This is a genomic window from Micromonospora sp. NPDC047738 (genome assembly GCF_040642675.1).
Lineage (GTDB): Bacteria > Actinomycetota > Actinomycetes > Mycobacteriales > Micromonosporaceae > Micromonospora.
Window position 1 is genome coordinate 1 of the sequence record NZ_JBEYSO010000052.1, and the last position, 15,838, is coordinate 15,838.

The window sequence follows — 15,838 nt, forward strand, 5'->3', positions numbered from 1 at the left end:
CGGACGCGGAGCGAACGCGGGAAACCAGTGTGCCCAACACCGTTCGGGGCACGCGACTGAGCCTGTCCAACCCATGCTCAGTCTTTAGGAACGGTCGGTACGGCGGAGGCGAAGATGTTGTCCGGGTCGTAGCGGTTTTTGGCGCCGACCAGCCGCTCGTAGTTGGGGCCGTAGCTCGGCGGGACCCGCTCGGGCTCATCCGCGCCGAGCAGGTTCGGGTAACCGCCGGGCAACGCCAGCGGCGCCAGCCGTTGCGACGTTTGGTCGGCCCAGTCGCCGTACCCCGCTTCGGCGTCCTCCGGCGCCCACGCCCCGACGATCTCGACAAGCAGGTGGTCCGTGCGCAGCCCGAAGGCGGTCTCGGCCTGGCCCACTCGGGCGGCGGCGCCGTGGAAGTGGTGCATGGAGATGGCCGAGTACGGTGAGGCGATCTGCGCGGCGGCATCAGTCAGCTCCTCGGCGGCGGCCTCGGACAGGTGAGACAGCCAGCGGGTACGCAGCCGGTAGTGGTTGCCCTCACGCATGGCGCCGTCGAACATGCTCAGCGCGTCGTGGTAGGGCGTTGCGGCGATCTGGCTCATGACCGGGTTGCCCAGCCGCTCCAGCCCGGCGATGAGCCGCTCGCCCTCGGCGAGGTCGGCTCCGCTCCACATGGGACAGAGGAACACCAGGGGCGGCCCGTCTGGGTTGGGCAGGAACCCCGCCATGATCGTCGCATCGTCGGCGGCGGTCGCCACGATCTCGCGGTACCCCGTCAGCACGGTGGACGCCTGGGCGAACGGGAACAGCATCATCCCGGACAGAACGGTCGGCAGCTCGTGCAGCCGGTACATCAGGCTGGTGACGACACCGAAGTTGCCGCCGCCGCCGCGCAAGGCCCAGAACAGTTCGGCGTCGCCGTCTGGGCTGGCGGTCACGAGGCGGCCGTCGGCCAGTACGACATCGGCGCGCAGCAGGTTGTCCACCGCCAGCCCGTACCGCCCGCAGAGTGGACCGTAACCGCCGGCGAGGGTCAGACCGGCCATCCCGACCGTCCGTACGGTCCCTGTGGGGGTGACCAAGCCGTGCTGCTGCCCAGCGCCGGAAACATCGCCGATGTGCGCCCCGCCCCCGACCGTGGCCGTACCCGCCCCGGTATCCACCGCCACCTGCCGCATGCCGGACAGGTCAAGCACCAACCCGCCGTCGCGCAGCGCCCGCCCTGCCCAGTCGTGGCCCCCGCCGCGTACGGAGAGCGGCACGTCATACTCGCGGGCGGTCAGCACGGCGGCGCGTACGTCGTCGTTGTCGAGGCACCGGACGATCGCGACAGGCCGGTGCGTGACCGCACAGTTCCAGATCCGGCTAGCCGACGCGAACCCCTCGTGTGTGGGCAGCAGTAGCCGGTCACCGAACACGGGGCGCAGCTGCTCGGTGGCCCGAGCCACGTCGGTGCTGGCGTTGATCGAGGTCATTGCGGCTCCCGACGAGGCAGCGGCCCCCGCCGTACCCGGAGGTGTGACGGTTGGCGGGGATCCGGGGGTGGCGGCGACGCTAACATCGCCACGCGGATGCCGCTGTCTGGAACCGGACCCTTAGCGTGGAGTTCGGCCGCCCGGCTCGCCGCGCCGCCCGGGATACGGCCGACCGGCGGCGACGCGGGCTGGGCTTCCCGGGGCCGTGCCGTCTCACCTCACTCGATGCCCTGCTCCAGCGCCCCGGCGGGGGGCCGTGACCCGGCCGCCCCGGTGCGGCCGTACCGCACCGGGGCGCCGGTCGAGCGTCAGCCGGCCCGGTAGGCCCGGATGATCGTCTGGTCGATCCCGCTGCCGCCGTCGGCGGTCACCTTGATCCGCAGCGACACCGCCTGCCCGGCGGCCGGCTTCGGCAGCGTGGCGGTGAAGTCGCCGTCGTCGCCGGCCCGTACGGTCGCCGGCCGCCAGGTGGTGCCGTCGTCGGTGGAGGTCCACAGCTCGAACGCGGTGACCCGCTGCTTCGTCACGCCGTGCGCCTGGTGCACGGTGAAGCCCGCCGGACCGCCGATCGGGTGGTTGGCGGCGTCCAGCGGCAGCGACGTGACTTGACAAGAAAGTTAACCAATAGGCACTCTTCTATGAGAGAGCGCTCTCTTCCCGTCTCATGCCGGTCCCGCACCCCTCGGGCCCGGCCAGAAGGAGATCGATGAACAAGCTCCTCGGGCTGCTCGCCACCGGGATCCTCGCCGCCAGCCTGACCGCCCCACCCACCGCCGCGACGGCGCAACCACCACGCACCGCCGGCGCCGCCGACGCGACCGGTCTCACCCCCGGCATGGCCGAGGCCATGCGCCGGGATCTCGGGCTCACCGACCGTGAGGTGGCCGCCCGGCTCCGGGTCGAGGCCGGGGCGACGGTGATCGACCGGCGGCTGCGGGCCCGGCTGGGCGCGCGGTACGCCGGCTCCTGGCTGACCGACGGCCGCCGGCTGACGGTCGCGGTCACCGACCCGGCGGCCGCCGCCACCGTCCGCGGCGAAGGCGCCGAGCCCCGGCTGGTCAACCACAGCCTGACCACACTCGCCGCCGCCCGGGCCACCCTCGACCGGTACGCGGCGCGCCACCGGCCGGCCACCGCCGTACGTGGCTGGTACGCCGACACCGTCGGCAACTCCGTCGTCGTGCTGGTCGAGCCGGGCCACACGGCGGCGGCCGCGTCCTTCGTGACGGCCAGCGGAGCACCCCGCGCCCTGGTCCGCTACGTGACCGAGGCGAACGTGCCCCGACCCGTGTACGACATCCGCGGCGGCGACCAGTTCGTGATCAACGGAAACGTGCTCTGCTCGGTGGGCTTCGCCGTCGCGGGCGGATTCGTCACCGCCGGACACTGCGGCGGCGCGGGCAGTTCCACCCTCGGCTACAACAACGTGGCCCAGGGCACCTTCGCCGGCTCGTCCTTCCCCGGCAACGACTACGCGTGGGTACGCACGAACAGCAACTGGACCCCGCAACCGTGGGTCAACAACCACGCTGGCGGCAACGCGCCCGTGGCCGGCTCGCGGGACGCGGTGATCGGCAGTTCGGTGTGCCGCTCGGGCCGGACCACGGGCTGGAGGTGCGGCACAATCCTCGGCCGGGACGAGACCGTCAACTACGCCCAGGGCGCGGTCTACGGGCTGACCCGCAGCAACGCCTGCGCCGAACCGGGCGACTCCGGCGGCTCCTGGCTCTCCGGCGACCAGGCCCAGGGCGTCACCTCCGGCGGCACCGGCAACTGCACGACCGGCGGCACCATGTGGTTCCAGCCGGTCAACGAGATCCTCGGTGTCTACGGGCTGTCGCTGACCACGACCGGCGGCGGGACGCGGATCATCAGCAACTGGAACAACCGGTGCATCGACGTGCCGTTCTCCAACTTCTCCGACGGCGTGCCGTTGCAGACCTGGACCTGCAACGGCACGCTGGCGCAGAGCTGGACGTTCACCGGCGGCACGCTGCGTACCCAGAACAACCTGTGCATGGACGTCGCCTGGGGCTCCCGGGACAACGGCGCGGTCATCCAGATCGCCTGGTGCAACGGCACCGGAGCCCAGCAGTTCGTCCTCTCCGCCGCCGGAGACCTGGTCAACCCGCAGGCCAACAAGTGCGTCGACATCAAGGACTGGAACAACTCCGACGGCGCCCGCCTGCAACTCTGGGACTGCGCGGGCACGGCCAACCAGAAGTGGCGCACCGGCTGAGGCCGGATCGCGGACCGGGCGCGGCGGCGCTCGCCGCCGGTCCGGCCGCGATCGTGCCCGCCGGCCTCCGTAGGCGAGCGGAACCCTCCGCCAGCTGCCGCAATCCGAGTCGATCACGCCGAGATCGCTCTGTCCCGTCCCCGTTCCCCCGAGGTGGTATCCATGGGTCTCCGAAGAAAGCTGCTAGCCGTCGCGTCCGCTCTGCTCGCCGGCCTCGCCGGCACCGTCGCCGCCACCCCGGCCCGCGCGGTCGGTCCGACGCTGCTGCCCGTCACCGTCACCAACACCACCGGCCGCGCCGACCCGGTCTACCTGTACGTCATCGGCACCCAGTTGGCCACCGGCCGGCTCGGCTACGTCACCTCCGGCGGCGCCTTCGTCCCCTGGACCGGTGGGCAGATCCCGCCGTCACCCGCGCCGGACGCCTCCATCCCGGGTCCCGGCACCGGCGGCAGCACCACCATCCAGTTCCCGCGCGGCTTCTCCGGCCGGGTCTACTTCGCCCTCGGGCAGAAGCTGAAGTTCTTCCTCACCCCGGACGGGCTGGTGCAACCCGCCCCGTGGGCGGCCGGCGACGCCAACCGGGACATCCTCTTCGACTGGAGCGAATTCACCTACAACGACGCCGGGCTGTGGCTGAACAGCTCCCAGGTGGACATGTTCGCGGTGCCGCACGCGGTTACCGTGACCGGCGCCAACGGCGTCACCAAGCGGACCGGCGACCCGGTCGCCAACGGACGCAACGCCGTCATCGACGGGATCCGCGCCCAGCCGGGCTGGGCCAACACCATGTACACCCGGTCGGACGGGACCGTGCTCCGCGTCCTGGCCCCCGGCAAGGCCGCCGGCGCCGGCCTGCTCAGCCCCACCTACCTGGACTCCTACATCGCCGCCGCGTGGAACGCATACACCACGAAGACACTGACCGTGGTGCCCTTCGCCGACCAGCCAAGCATCCGGTACTACGGGCGGACCTCGGGCAGCACCATGACCTTCACCAACGGCAGCGGTCAGGCGGTCGCCTCCTTCAACCGGCCCTCCTCCGCGAGCGTCTGGGGCTGTGACGGCGACCTGCCCGCGCCGAACGACCAGGTGGTCGGGCCGATCTCACGTACGCTCTGCGCCGCGCTGAACCGGGGCACGCTCGGCACGATCGACACCCAGCCCAGCACCAACGCCGCCGACTTCTACCGGAGCAACCCGACCAACCAGTACGCCCGGCTGATCCACGCCAACATGGCCGACGGCAAGGCGTACGCGTTCGCCTTCGACGACGTCGGCGGCTTCGAGTCCCTGGTCCACGACGGCGACCCGCGCTCGGCCGGGCTGATCCTGAGCCCGTTCGACGGCGGCGGTGGCAGCCCCGGCGCCGGGGTGGCCGTGGTGAGCAACTGGAACAACAAGTGCATCGACGTGCCGAGTTCGAACTTCGTCGACCGCGCCCAGCTGCAGATGTGGCCCTGCAACGGCACCAACGCGCAGAAGTGGACGTTCACCGGCACGGCCCTGCAGAGCCAGAACAACAAGTGCATGGACGTCGACGCCGGGTCCACCGCCAACGGCGCGGTCGTCCAGCTCTACACCTGCAACGGCACCGGCGCCCAGCAGTTCACCCTCAACGCGGCCGGCAACCTGGTCAACCTCCAGGCCAACAAGTGTGTCGACATCAAGGACTGGAACGGCAGCGACGGCGCGAAGCTCCAGATCTGGGACTGCGCGGGCACGGCCAACCAGAAGTGGCACAAGGGCTGACGACGGAGCGGCCACCACCGCCCGGCGGCCGGTCCGGTCGGGGCGAGGCTGATCGCCGGGTGGTCGGCGCCGGGACGGGTCGTCAGGGTGACGACGTCTCCGGTGACCAGTGCCAACCGGCTGCGTGACGCCCTGCTTCCCCGACGGGTTGCTCGCCGCCGGGTTCGATGCACTCGCGGCCGCAGCGCCGTCGCCCTGGCTGCACAGGTCGACCGCGACCGCGATCGTTTCCCGGATCGCAGTCCTTCCCCGTCCCACGGATCGAGCGACATGGGGAAGGACCGCGTCTGAGGTTATTTCGTCCACGCCTCGATACGTGCTTGAGCGGCACCCTTCAGGTCATGCCTAGCCGTCGCCGTGACGTGGCTGTCCATGTCGGGATTGTCAAGATGTTGCAGGAAGTTCCGCAGTTGCTTGGCCGCTTGGTCTTTCGAGCCCTTGGCCAGATGATGACTCGCACTGCTCAGGGTGTTTGACAGTTGGGGCACCAGCGGACCACGGACCTCCCCCGCTGACACATAGAAGTCCAGCATCTGGTAGACGGCGGCTGTGCCGTTGCCACCGTCAGTTCGAGTAATCTCGATCGAGCGATAAACGGACTCCATGATGGACGGCCCTACCGGCCCGAGCGCCCTGATTTGTCCACGGTCCCCGATGATGCCATCGAACTTGTACTGGTACCTTCCCTCCGGCGATTTATCTCCGACGAGGGTGGCGCTAAGGGATCCAATGACCTCACCGTCAGGGGCGTACAGGCGGATCTTGGCGTCTGGGTCGACTGCATCCGTAAATGCCGTTCCCGACAACCTGCCGTCGACGTACGTCAGGTCAGTGAATCCCGAGATCTCGGTCTGATCCTTCGTGTGCTTCAACGAGGCTTTCACGGCATCGAGGAACCCGCTGATCTGCTCGTAAGGGGGTTCCGGAAGATCACGCGGGTATCCCGGCTCATCCCGGGCCCACAGCAACTCCAGGGGAATGTAGCCGCGGTAGTCGCTGTATCGGACGTCCGTGAACAGCTTGTTCAGATCCATCGTGGTATCCGTCTCAGCTCCCCCCGGCCGCTTCTTCACCTGGAAGTTGTTTGAGTACGGAAGGACGTCGGCAATGTCGGCGTACCAGTCATAATTTAGGCCGGTTGTGTAGCGGAACGGCCGGAAATAGCCGGTGTCATTCACGATGCCAATGTTGTCGTGGTCGACCCACTTCAGGAGTTGAATGGTCTGGCCTGCCGTCGCGGTCATATCCCCATGGTTCTGGAGACCGATCTGGACCCCCTTAGCAGCGCCGTACTCCGCCAGCTGTCGCAGCGCTGGGACGACGCGCTCTCGGGTGACGGTCTCCCACCCGAGCCGGTTGATGTCTGTCGGCACCGGTCCAGAGAAAACGCGGATGACCGGAGCGTCCATCTCGGCCGCGACGTCGATCCAGTACTTGCCCCGTTCGACATCGAGCGCGCGCCTGTCAGCGCTGGGGTTGGCGAAGTCGTTCTGGTAGCCAGTGCCGCTGATCTCGATGCCCAACTCCTTGGTCAGGTCCCGGATCTGTCGGGCGAATGCCTTGATCTCACCGTCCGGCAACGTTGGCATCGTGGTGTTGCTGTACCCAGGAATGTAGTAGGCCGTGACGTCGACCGCATCGAATCCTGCCTCGGCCGCCCACCGAATCGCCGCCAGCGTGTCGAGCTGCGGTGTGTCTTGTCGGTTGTTCAACCACGCGTTGATGTTGACATTGAAGCTGTAGAGGTTGAGGCTGACCTTGTAGTCGCCTCTGAAGTATTCACGATCGCGGTACCTGACGCTATCGGATCCGCCAATCCGACCGCAGTACTGGGCGCAGAGTTCCGGAGTGTTGGGCGGAGCGGGATCGTCAGGATTGCCGGTGCCGTCATCACCGATCACCCTGATCCTGAACTGCTGGAAGAAGATGTGGTTCCGATAGACTTCGAGCGCCGATTCCACCGGGACGTAGATGGTCAAGCCGGTCACATAAAGGAACCAGTTCCCCTGACCCAAAAGTACGGGCGGTTCCTCACCAAGTGTCAGCGACGACATCGACACGGCGCCGTAGAAGGCCCGGTTGTCGATCGACCTCAACTGTGGCAGGTACGCGCTCTTTAGCGCCGCATTGTTGTTGAACGCGAGCCCGTTCAGTATGGTCACATTCGGCATCTCGACGGTGACGAGCGTGGCAACATCGTAGAACGCCCTCGACCCGATCACGGTGGTGTTGTCCAGCCTCACATGCCTGAGCGAGGTGTTGCCGCTGAACGCGCTCGTCGGCACTTGGGAGCCAACGAAGTCCGCCGTCCCGCCGACCGTGAGATCGGTGAGCCCCGTGAGACTTTGGTTGATGAACCGGCTGTCGGTGCTGTTCAGCATGCCGCCGTTGATTACCAGGCCATGAACATCGGCGTAGGCGGCGCCAGCCGCGTCGATCGCGGCCTGCAGCCCTCCGCCAGCGTCCGAGACGCTCAGCGTCAACGTGCCCGTTTCGGCGACCGGCTCGGCTTGAGCGGTGGCCGGAACAGCCAGGGACAGCAAGCCTGCGGCGGCCAAGCAGGTGAGAACTTTCCTGAGGCGTTTCATCGCGTCCTACCTCCGTGAAAGCGCTTTCCGGCGCCGGGTCGACCCAAGGTATCCCAGAACCTCATGGCCGTCTAGATGACCGCCGACCTGGTCTGCCTGGGCGTGAGCAGGCCGGTGCGCCAGATGTCCCCACCGGTCAACCCACCGGCACTCCCGAAGAAGTCGTCGACTGCACCGGTTGCGGGCAACAGGTCCAGGAACCGGGTGAGCACCCGTCGCCCGCCACATTGCCGCGGAGATCACCGGCCGGGCGGCGTCTCGGATGGGGATGTAGTCGAGGCCCTCGGTGCGCAACACCCTGCTGGACTCCTGCACCAGGGCCACCCCGGGCCCGGCCGCAACCAGCGTGAGCTGCGTGCCGAGCTCGCCGGCGTCCGGCATTCTGAACACCGCCCAGCAGCTCGGGATCGCCGTCGGGATCGCGGTGCTCGTCAGCGCCACCGCCGTCAACTCGACCCGGCCGGAGCTTCTGGCGTCGAGCTACGGAACCGGACTGCCTCTCAACGCCTTCATCGCGGTGGCCGGCGCCATCGCGGCCGCAGCCGGAAGCCGCACCCGGGCCGGCGTCGACGCCGGGCCGAGCCGAGCCGAGACTAGGTCCCGTCTGCAGTTGTGATCACGGTGGTGTGGAGGCCGGCCGGTCGGCCGCTCCATGCTGCCACCCAGTTACATGCAGAACTTCAGGCAGACTGCTTAGCCCGGGCGGCGTCCCCATGCCGAGATCAGCGGCGCGAGGGTGAGGTCGAGCTCGCCGGCATGGACAGCGGTCAGGTGCGCGTCGATCTCGACGTCGTTGGCCAGCCCTGCGGCGAGCAACTCGGCGCGGACCATGCGCACCGTCGCGGTCTCCAGCCGGTCGCAGGCTACCCCGCCGACCGGGAAGCAGCCGGCCGCCGTGACATCGACCAGGCCCGCCGCACGCAACGCCCGCGGCAGCGTACGGCCGTAGCGCAGATCGGCGCCGCGGCGGGTCATCAACTCCCGGACGGCGCGACGCAGCCGGTTGGCGCGCCGCTGCGCCGGGCCAACCTCATCGAGGCAGGCCAGCGGCTGCAGCTCGGTGTCGGCATCCTCTACCAACAGCCAACCGCCGGGCCGCAGCGCCGCCACCATCGTCGCCAACGCCCGGGCACGGTCGGGCACGTGAACGAGCACGAGCCGCGCGTGTACCAGGTCAAACGTGCCTGGCTGCGGCGGCGGGTCCCCGACGATGTCGTGCCGGAGCACCTCGTACCCGCCGTGCGGGTCCAACCAGGCCGGATTGATGTCCGTGGCCAGCACGTAGCCGGTTGGTCCGACGGCCGTGGCGAGCGCCTCGGGAATGCTGGGGCCTCCGGCACCAACTTCCCAGCAGCGCCAGCCCGCCCGCACGCCCAGCCGGTCGAAGTGCCCACGCGTGACACCGTCGAACAGCTCGGCCAGCCAGGTGAACCGCTCGCCCGCCTCCACCCAGGCGTTGTCGAGCAGGTAGCGGTGATCCGGGGAAGACTCGGGGGAGTCCGGCGATGGGGGCCTGGACCGCGCGCCAGCAGTATTCACCGGCCCGCCCGCGGTCGTGTCCGGTTCGGGCCCGGGGTCGACGACGGGCTGCGATGAACTCATGCCCACATCCTCACGCCCGACCGCGTGCTGTGTCAGCGCGACACAGGAACCAGACACAGCCTGGCTCCAGCCAACCAGGCCGACGCCTCACCCTCGGTCCTTGCAGGAACGGGACCAGCGACCCCGCCGGGCAGTGCACTGTGCGCGGCCGTGAACAGCAGATGGATCACGCCGGCAGCGCTCGGTAGCGTCTATTTGGTGATCAGGACGATGAGGGTCCGTGGGCCGTGGACGCCCTCGACGCGGTTGAGCTCGATGTCGCTCGTCGCAGACGGCCCGCTGATCCAGGTGAGCGGCCGGGTACCGTCCAGTCGGGCGATGGCCTCGGGCACGGTGCCGACGATCGCCGTCGCGGGCACGACGCATACATGCACGTCCGGGACCAGGGTCAAGGCACGTCTTCCCTGCGCAGGCCCGGCGTCAAGCACGATGGTGCCGGTCTCGGCGATCGCCACCGCGCAGCCCGTCAGGACGCCGCCGCAGCCGTCCAGATCCTCGACGGACAGCGCGGGTGCGTCGGGCAGGATCCGGGCGGTCGTCTCGGACAGCCACTCCGGCGGCAGGTCCGGTGGCACGGCGAGGATGTCGACTCCCGCCTCGCGCAGCTCCGCCGCAACGACACCGGCCACCGCTGAGCGCTTCACGATCCGGACCGTCGCCCGGTAGTCGTCGGCCCGCTCGGCGAACAACTCCACGACGTCCACGCCCTCGGCTGACGTCGAGTAGCCCCGGGGCACCTCGACCTCGGTGTCGGGCACTCCGGCGAGGGCGGTCCGTACCCGCGCCAGGATTTCGTCCCGTGCGTTCACCGCCGTCCCCCATCCTGGTTGCTCAGCCACCACGAACGGAAGGACTGCCGTGGGGGTACGGGGATGTCGCGTGCGCGGGTCCAGCCGGACAGCGGGCCGGGCAGCCTGCCGATCCGACCAGAACGACCGGTGAGCGCGCCGGCCAGAGCGCCGGCGAACGCTCCGAGCCGCTGGGTGGCGGCGAGCCGGCGAGGGCTGGCGAACATCCAGGACGCGGCACGCATCACCGCGCGCTCCGCCGATGGCCGGCGGCGCTTGGCGTCGACGACTTTGGCCCGCAGGTGTACGAGCGCGGCAGGGATGTCGATCCGCACCGGGCATGCCTCGTAGCAGGCCCCGCAGAGCGACGACGCGTACGGCAGGCTGGCCGCGACCGGGTCGCCCCGCACGCCGCGTAGCTGGGGGGTGAGGATCGCCCCGATCGGACCTGGGTACGGCGATCCGTAGGCGTGCCCACCGGTGCGCTCGTAGACCGGGCACACGTTCAGGCAGGCCGAACAGCGGATGCACCGCAGCGCCTGCCGGCCGATGTCATCGGCGAGCACGCTGGTACGGCCGTTGTCCAGGAGGACCACGTGGAACTCCCGGGGGCCGTCGCTCGGGTGCACACCCCGCCATGTCGAGGTGTACGGGTTCATCCGCTCGCCGGTGGACGATCTCGGTAGCAGTTGCAGCATCACCTCCAGGTCGGCCCAGGTCGGCACCAGCTTCTCGATACCGACCACGCTGATCAGGACCTCGGGCAGCGTGAGGCACATCCGCCCGTTGCCCTCAGACTCCACCACCACGAGCGTTCCCGAATCGGCGACTGCGAAGTTCGCTCCGGACACGGCCACCTTCGCGGAGAGGAACTTGCGCCGCAGGTGTTTCCGCGCTGCGGCGGCGAGAGCGACCGGCTCATCGGTCAGGTCGGCCGGAGCGTCCGGCATCTCGCGAAGGAAGATATCCCTGATCTGTTCCCGGTTCCGATGGATTGCCGGCACCAGGATGTGCGACGGCAGGTCGTCGCCCAACTGCACGATCAGCTCCGCGAGGTCGGTCTCGTAGGCGGCGATACCGGCCGCAGTGAGCGCGGCGTTCAGCTCGATCTCCTGGGTCACCATGGACTTGACCTTGATCACCTCGTCGGCGCCGGCGGCACGTACCAGGTCTACGACGATCTGGTTGGCCTCCGCCGCGTCCCGCGCCCAGTGCACGACTCCCCCGGCGGCGGTGACGTGCTCCTCGAACCGCAGCAGGTAGCTGTCCAGGTTCCGCAGCGTCCGGTCCTTGATCGCCGCCCCGGCGACGCGGAGCTGCTCCCAGTCCGCCCGCTCCGCGACGACGGCCTCCCGCTTGGCGCGGATGGTCCCGGTCGCCGTGCGCAGGTTGGCACGCAACTGACGGTCGGCCAACGCGTCGCGGGCCGCGACCGGGAAGGCCGGCATGCCCATCCACACGGCTCCGCTCATGAATCGTCTCCTTCCGCGAGGATCTCGGCGTAGTGCATGACCTGCACGTCGGAGCGGGCGCGTGACAGGAGTCCGCCGATGTGCAGCAGGCAGGAGTTGTCGGCCGCGGTGAGCACCTCGGCTCCCGTCGCGAGCACCTGGCTGAGCTTGTCCAAGCCCATCGCGACCGAGACATCCGAGTTCTTCAGGGCGAACGTGCCGCCGAATCCGCAGCATTCCGACGCACCGCCGAGTTCCACCAGTTCGATCCCGCGTACGGCCTTGAGCAGTGCCAATGGCCGGTCGCCGAGGCCGAGCGCGCGCAGCCCGTGGCAGGTCGGGTGATAGGTGACCCGGTGCGCGAACCGAGCGCCGACGTCGGTCACACCGAGCACGTCGACGAGGAGTTCGCTGAACTCGTACACGGTGGGCGTCACCTGTGCCACGGCGTCCAAGAGGCCCCGGTCGCCGGAGACCTCGGCGACCCGCCGGTAGGACTCTCGCACCATGGCCACGCAGGACGCCGACGGGGAGACGACCACGTCGGCGTCGGCGAAGACGTCGACGAACTTACGCGCCAGCGGCACGGCCTCGCGTTGGTAACCGGTGTTGAAGTGCAGCTGACCGCAGCATGTCTGGGCGGCGGGGAAGATCACCTCGTGGCCGAGCCGTTGGAGGACGCGCAGCACGGCCCGTCCGGTGTCAGGGAACATGGTGTCGTTCACGCAGGTGATGAACAGGGCGATCCGCATGGTCGGCCCCTTCCGGAGCGGGTGGCGAGAGGTCGGGTGCTGCGGTAGCGCCGCTGAAGGCCGTTCGTGGCCGCGAACCGGGCGCGTTCACGGCAGGGCGTAGACCCGGCGGGCGGTGCCGCCCAGGACAGCCGCCCGCTCGATCGCGGTGCAGCCGGCCAGCAGCTCATCGGTGAGCGCGAGCACGTCCCGGTAGCGGCCTGCCAGTTCACACACCGGCCAGTCCGATCCGAACATCACCCGGTCGGCGCCGAAGGCGGACAGCACGTGTTCGGCGTACGGCCGGATTCGCGCGGCGTCCCAGTCGTCCCAGTCCGCCTCGGTGATCAGCCCGGACAGCTTGCAGACGACGCCCTCGCATCGGGCCATCGCCACGATCCAGGACGCCCACGGCTCCCACTCCCCCGACCCGATGGCCGGCTTGCCCGCGTGGTCGATCACGAACCGGACGTCGTCGCACCGCCGGACGGTGGCGAGGGCGGCAGCTCGTTGCGGGGCGCGCACGAGGATGTCGTACGCCAGCCCGCGCGCGCCGAGGGCGGCGAGTCCTCTGGTCACCTCGTCGCGCAGCAGCCAGTCCGGGTCCGGCTCGTCCTCCACCTGATGACGTACCCCGACGAGTGGACCAGCACGCAGGCGGTCAAGCTCGACGTCGACATCGGGACGGGTCAGATCGAGCCAGCCGACGACGCCCGCGACCAGGCCCTCGCTCGCCTCCGCGGTGGCGAGGAATTCCTCGGTCTCGGTCACCGACGACACGGTCTGCACGAGCACGGTCGCACCGACCCGGTCACCGGTCGCGACGCGCAGGTCCGCCAGGGTGTATGCGCGCCGGATCGGGGCGAGGGCCTCGCCCGCCATCCACGGGTACGTCCGTGCCGCGGGATTCCACAGGTGGTGGTGAGCGTCAACGATCACGGGTGGATCAACCCCTCGGCGACAAGGTCGTCCCACAACTCGTTGGGCACGTGCGTGGCGGCGAGTTCCGCGTTGTTGGTGACCTGCTCGATGGTCTTCATGCCGACGACCACCGATGCGACGGCCGGATGTCGCGCTACGAAGGCCATCGCCGCCTGCGGCAGCGCCACCCCGTGCGCGCGGCACATCTTGGCGATCCGGACGGCCCTGGCGTACACCGCGTCCGGCACCGGGCGGTAGTCGTACATTCTGCCTGGCTCAGCGGTGGCGAGCACACCGCTGTTGAAGACGCCAGCGGCGAGGACGGACACCCCGCGTTCCCGGCAGCGTGGCAGCAGCCGCTCCCCCGCCGACTGGTCCAGCAGCGTGTACCTCCCGGCCAGCATGACGGTGTCGATGTCGGTTTCGACGACGAACCGTTCCAACATCTGCCACTGGTTCATGCCGACGCCGATCGCGCCCACCACACCCTGATCGCGCAGTTCGTGCAACACCGGGTACGCCTCGTCGACGGCCTGCCGCCAGTGGTCGTCGGGATCGTGGAGCAGCACGACGTCGATCCGGTCGAGTCCCAGGCGGCCGAGACTGGACTCCATCGACCGGCGTACCCCGTCTGCGCTGAAGTCCCACCGCCGGACGTGGTCGGCCGGCACGTCGAAGCCGCCGGCGTCGTCCCGTAGGTGCGCGGTTTCCGGCGAAGGCACCAGCACCCGGCCGACCTTCGTGGAGACGGTGAACTCGTCGCGCGGGCGGCCGGCGAGCGCGGCTCCCAGCCTGCGCTCGGACAGGCCGAGACCGTAATGCGGCGCGGTGTCGTAGTAGCGGATCCCCGCCTCCCACGCGGCCTCGACCGCGCGGTACGCCGTCTCGTCGTCCAAGGCCCGGTACAGGTTGCCGATCCCGGCCGCACCGAACCCGAGCTGGCTCACCCGTACGCGTGACCCGCCGAGTCGCGTGATCTTCACGCCAACTCCCACACCTTCGCGATGCCGCGATCGTTTCCCGAGTAGTCGTCGGTGATCTCCAGCAGCTCGGCCATCCTGGCCTGCCACGCCACGTTGACCGGGTGCTCAGCCAGGGCCCGCCGCATCGCTTGGTAGTCGGCGACCTCGACCAGATGGAACAGGTCCTGACCGTCTCGCCAGATCCGCCAGCTGTGTACCCCGGCCACGCGCAGCGCGGCTTCCAGCGGGGGCGGGATCACCGCGTGCACCCGGTCGTACTCCGCCTCACGGCCCGGTTTGAGCCTCGTGTGCAGGGCGATGGTCTCCACGTGTTCTCCTCATTGCCTGGGCCTGCGACGGCTGCCTACGCAAGGGAAGTCAGTCCTGGGCCTTGCCGCTGGTGGGCGTGGCCGGGACGAGCGCGACGATGATGACCAGTCCGTTGACCGCTTGGGGCTGATCGATAAACGCAACGAGAGCCTAGACATCTGATGTCTATCCCGTCAATCCTGAGACGTCGCGGGCTGGGCCCGGCGAGGGCGATCACACGTGAAGGCAGCTGGCCAAACGCTGGCCGCCGTGGCGAGGGAATCCCGTTGTCTAAACACCGTATGATGCAGGCTCATCCGATGTTTCAGCAGGAGGTTCGCCACTTATGTCGCTGACTGACGTCGCGATCAACAAGATCAAGCAAATGATCACGGGCGGCGAACTGCGACCCGGCGACCGGTTGCCACGGGAGGCCGATCTCGCCGAGCACCTAGGGCTGTCCCGCAGCTCGCTGCGGGAGGCTGTACGAGCGCTGTCGCTGATCCACGTGCTCGACGTGCGCCAGGGCGACGGCACGTACGTCACAAGCCTCGAGCCGTCGCTGCTCCTGGACGCGATGGCTTTCGTCGTCGACTTTCACCGCGACGACACGGTGCTGCAGTTCTTCGAGGTACGGCGCATCCTCGAGCCTGCGGCAGCGGCAATGGCCGCGTCGGCTATGAGCGACGAGGACATCGGGAGCCTGCGCGAGCTGCTTGACCAAATCGGACCGACGCCGACGGTTGAGGAGCTCGTGGCCAACGACGTCGAGTTCCACCGCCGAATTGCCGCGGGATCCGGCAACCAGGTGCTGTGCTCGCTGATCGAGGGGCTGTCCGGACCAACCCAGCGGGCACGGATCTGGCGGGGTCTGACCCAGAAGAACGCGGTCGCCCGCACCGTCGACGAACACCGGCTCATCTGCGATGCCATCGCCAGCCGCCAGCCGGAGATCGCCCACGCGTGGGCCACGGTCCACGTCGCAGCCGTCGAGCAGTGGCTGCGCCAGGCGCTGGCGGAGTAGGACGTGTCGGCTCGATC

General features: G+C 69.2%; 14 protein-coding genes. 4 read left to right on the forward strand and 10 right to left on the reverse strand.

Annotation, left to right across the window (positions count from 1 at the left end):
- Positions 1-77: 77 nt before the first annotated feature.
- Positions 78-1,454, reverse strand: coding sequence for an FAD-binding oxidoreductase (locus ABZ783_RS35755; protein WP_357447063.1), 1,377 nt, complete (start codon positions 1,452-1,454; stop codon positions 78-80).
- A 308-nt stretch (positions 1,455-1,762) separates the two neighbouring features.
- Positions 1,763-1,981: a hypothetical protein gene (locus ABZ783_RS35760; RefSeq protein WP_357447066.1), complete on the reverse strand. Its 219-nt coding sequence runs from the start codon at positions 1,979-1,981 to the stop codon at positions 1,763-1,765.
- Positions 1,982-2,160: 179 nt separating this feature from the next.
- Between ABZ783_RS35760 and ABZ783_RS35765 the strand changes: the two genes are divergently transcribed.
- Both ABZ783_RS35765 and ABZ783_RS35770 read left to right on the forward strand, forming a co-directional pair.
- Positions 2,161-3,693 (forward strand): ricin-type beta-trefoil lectin domain protein, encoded by a 1,533-nt coding sequence (locus tag ABZ783_RS35765; protein ID WP_357447069.1) that lies wholly within the window; start codon positions 2,161-2,163, stop codon positions 3,691-3,693.
- Positions 3,694-3,855: 162 nt separating this feature from the next.
- Positions 3,856-5,445, forward strand: coding sequence for a beta-1,3-glucanase family protein (locus tag ABZ783_RS35770; RefSeq protein ID WP_357447072.1), 1,590 nt, complete (start codon positions 3,856-3,858; stop codon positions 5,443-5,445).
- A 293-nt stretch (positions 5,446-5,738) separates the two neighbouring features.
- Here the strand turns inward: ABZ783_RS35770 and ABZ783_RS35775 are convergent, their stop codons facing one another.
- Positions 5,739-8,033: a TIM barrel protein gene (locus tag ABZ783_RS35775; RefSeq protein ID WP_357447075.1), complete on the reverse strand. Its 2,295-nt coding sequence runs from the start codon at positions 8,031-8,033 to the stop codon at positions 5,739-5,741.
- Between the two features lie 286 nt (positions 8,034-8,319).
- Between ABZ783_RS35775 and ABZ783_RS35780 the strand changes: the two genes are divergently transcribed.
- Positions 8,320-8,649 (forward strand): hypothetical protein, encoded by a 330-nt coding sequence (locus tag ABZ783_RS35780; RefSeq protein WP_357447078.1) that lies wholly within the window; start codon positions 8,320-8,322, stop codon positions 8,647-8,649.
- 77 nt (positions 8,650-8,726) lie between these two features.
- Here the strand turns inward: ABZ783_RS35780 and ABZ783_RS35785 are convergent, their stop codons facing one another.
- The 7 genes from ABZ783_RS35785 to ABZ783_RS35815 all read right to left on the reverse strand — a co-directional run bounded on the left by ABZ783_RS35785 (position 8,727) and on the right by ABZ783_RS35815 (position 14,817).
- Positions 8,727-9,635, reverse strand: a complete 909-nt coding sequence (locus ABZ783_RS35785; RefSeq protein WP_357447081.1) for a methyltransferase domain-containing protein — start codon at positions 9,633-9,635, stop codon at positions 8,727-8,729.
- A gap of 191 nt (positions 9,636-9,826) precedes the next feature.
- Positions 9,827-10,444, reverse strand: coding sequence for an LUD domain-containing protein (locus tag ABZ783_RS35790; RefSeq protein WP_357447084.1), 618 nt, complete (start codon positions 10,442-10,444; stop codon positions 9,827-9,829).
- The gene (locus tag ABZ783_RS35795; protein WP_357447087.1) at positions 10,441-11,895 is read right to left on the reverse strand and encodes a LutB/LldF family L-lactate oxidation iron-sulfur protein; all 1,455 of its coding nucleotides are present in this window, start codon (positions 11,893-11,895) and stop codon (positions 10,441-10,443) included. Before ABZ783_RS35795 ends, ABZ783_RS35790 begins: the two co-directional genes overlap by 4 nt.
- The gene (locus ABZ783_RS35800) at positions 11,892-12,626 is read right to left on the reverse strand and encodes a (Fe-S)-binding protein (protein ID WP_357447090.1); all 735 of its coding nucleotides are present in this window, start codon (positions 12,624-12,626) and stop codon (positions 11,892-11,894) included. The genes ABZ783_RS35795 and ABZ783_RS35800 overlap by 4 nt, the downstream gene beginning before the upstream one ends.
- A gap of 87 nt (positions 12,627-12,713) precedes the next feature.
- On the reverse strand, positions 12,714-13,544 hold the full coding sequence (locus ABZ783_RS35805; RefSeq protein ID WP_357447093.1) for an amidohydrolase family protein: 831 nt from the start codon (positions 13,542-13,544) through the stop codon (positions 12,714-12,716).
- On the reverse strand, positions 13,541-14,509 hold the full coding sequence (locus ABZ783_RS35810) for an aldo/keto reductase (protein ID WP_357447096.1): 969 nt from the start codon (positions 14,507-14,509) through the stop codon (positions 13,541-13,543). Before ABZ783_RS35810 ends, ABZ783_RS35805 begins: the two co-directional genes overlap by 4 nt.
- Complete coding sequence (locus tag ABZ783_RS35815; RefSeq protein WP_357447099.1) at positions 14,506-14,817, reverse strand: L-rhamnose mutarotase; 312 nt, start codon at positions 14,815-14,817, stop codon at positions 14,506-14,508. The genes ABZ783_RS35810 and ABZ783_RS35815 overlap by 4 nt, the downstream gene beginning before the upstream one ends.
- A gap of 326 nt (positions 14,818-15,143) precedes the next feature.
- Here ABZ783_RS35815 and ABZ783_RS35820 point away from each other — a divergent pair, with 326 nt between their 5' ends.
- The gene (locus ABZ783_RS35820) at positions 15,144-15,821 is read left to right on the forward strand and encodes a FadR/GntR family transcriptional regulator (RefSeq protein ID WP_357447102.1); all 678 of its coding nucleotides are present in this window, start codon (positions 15,144-15,146) and stop codon (positions 15,819-15,821) included.
- Positions 15,822-15,838: the final 17 nt, after the last annotated feature.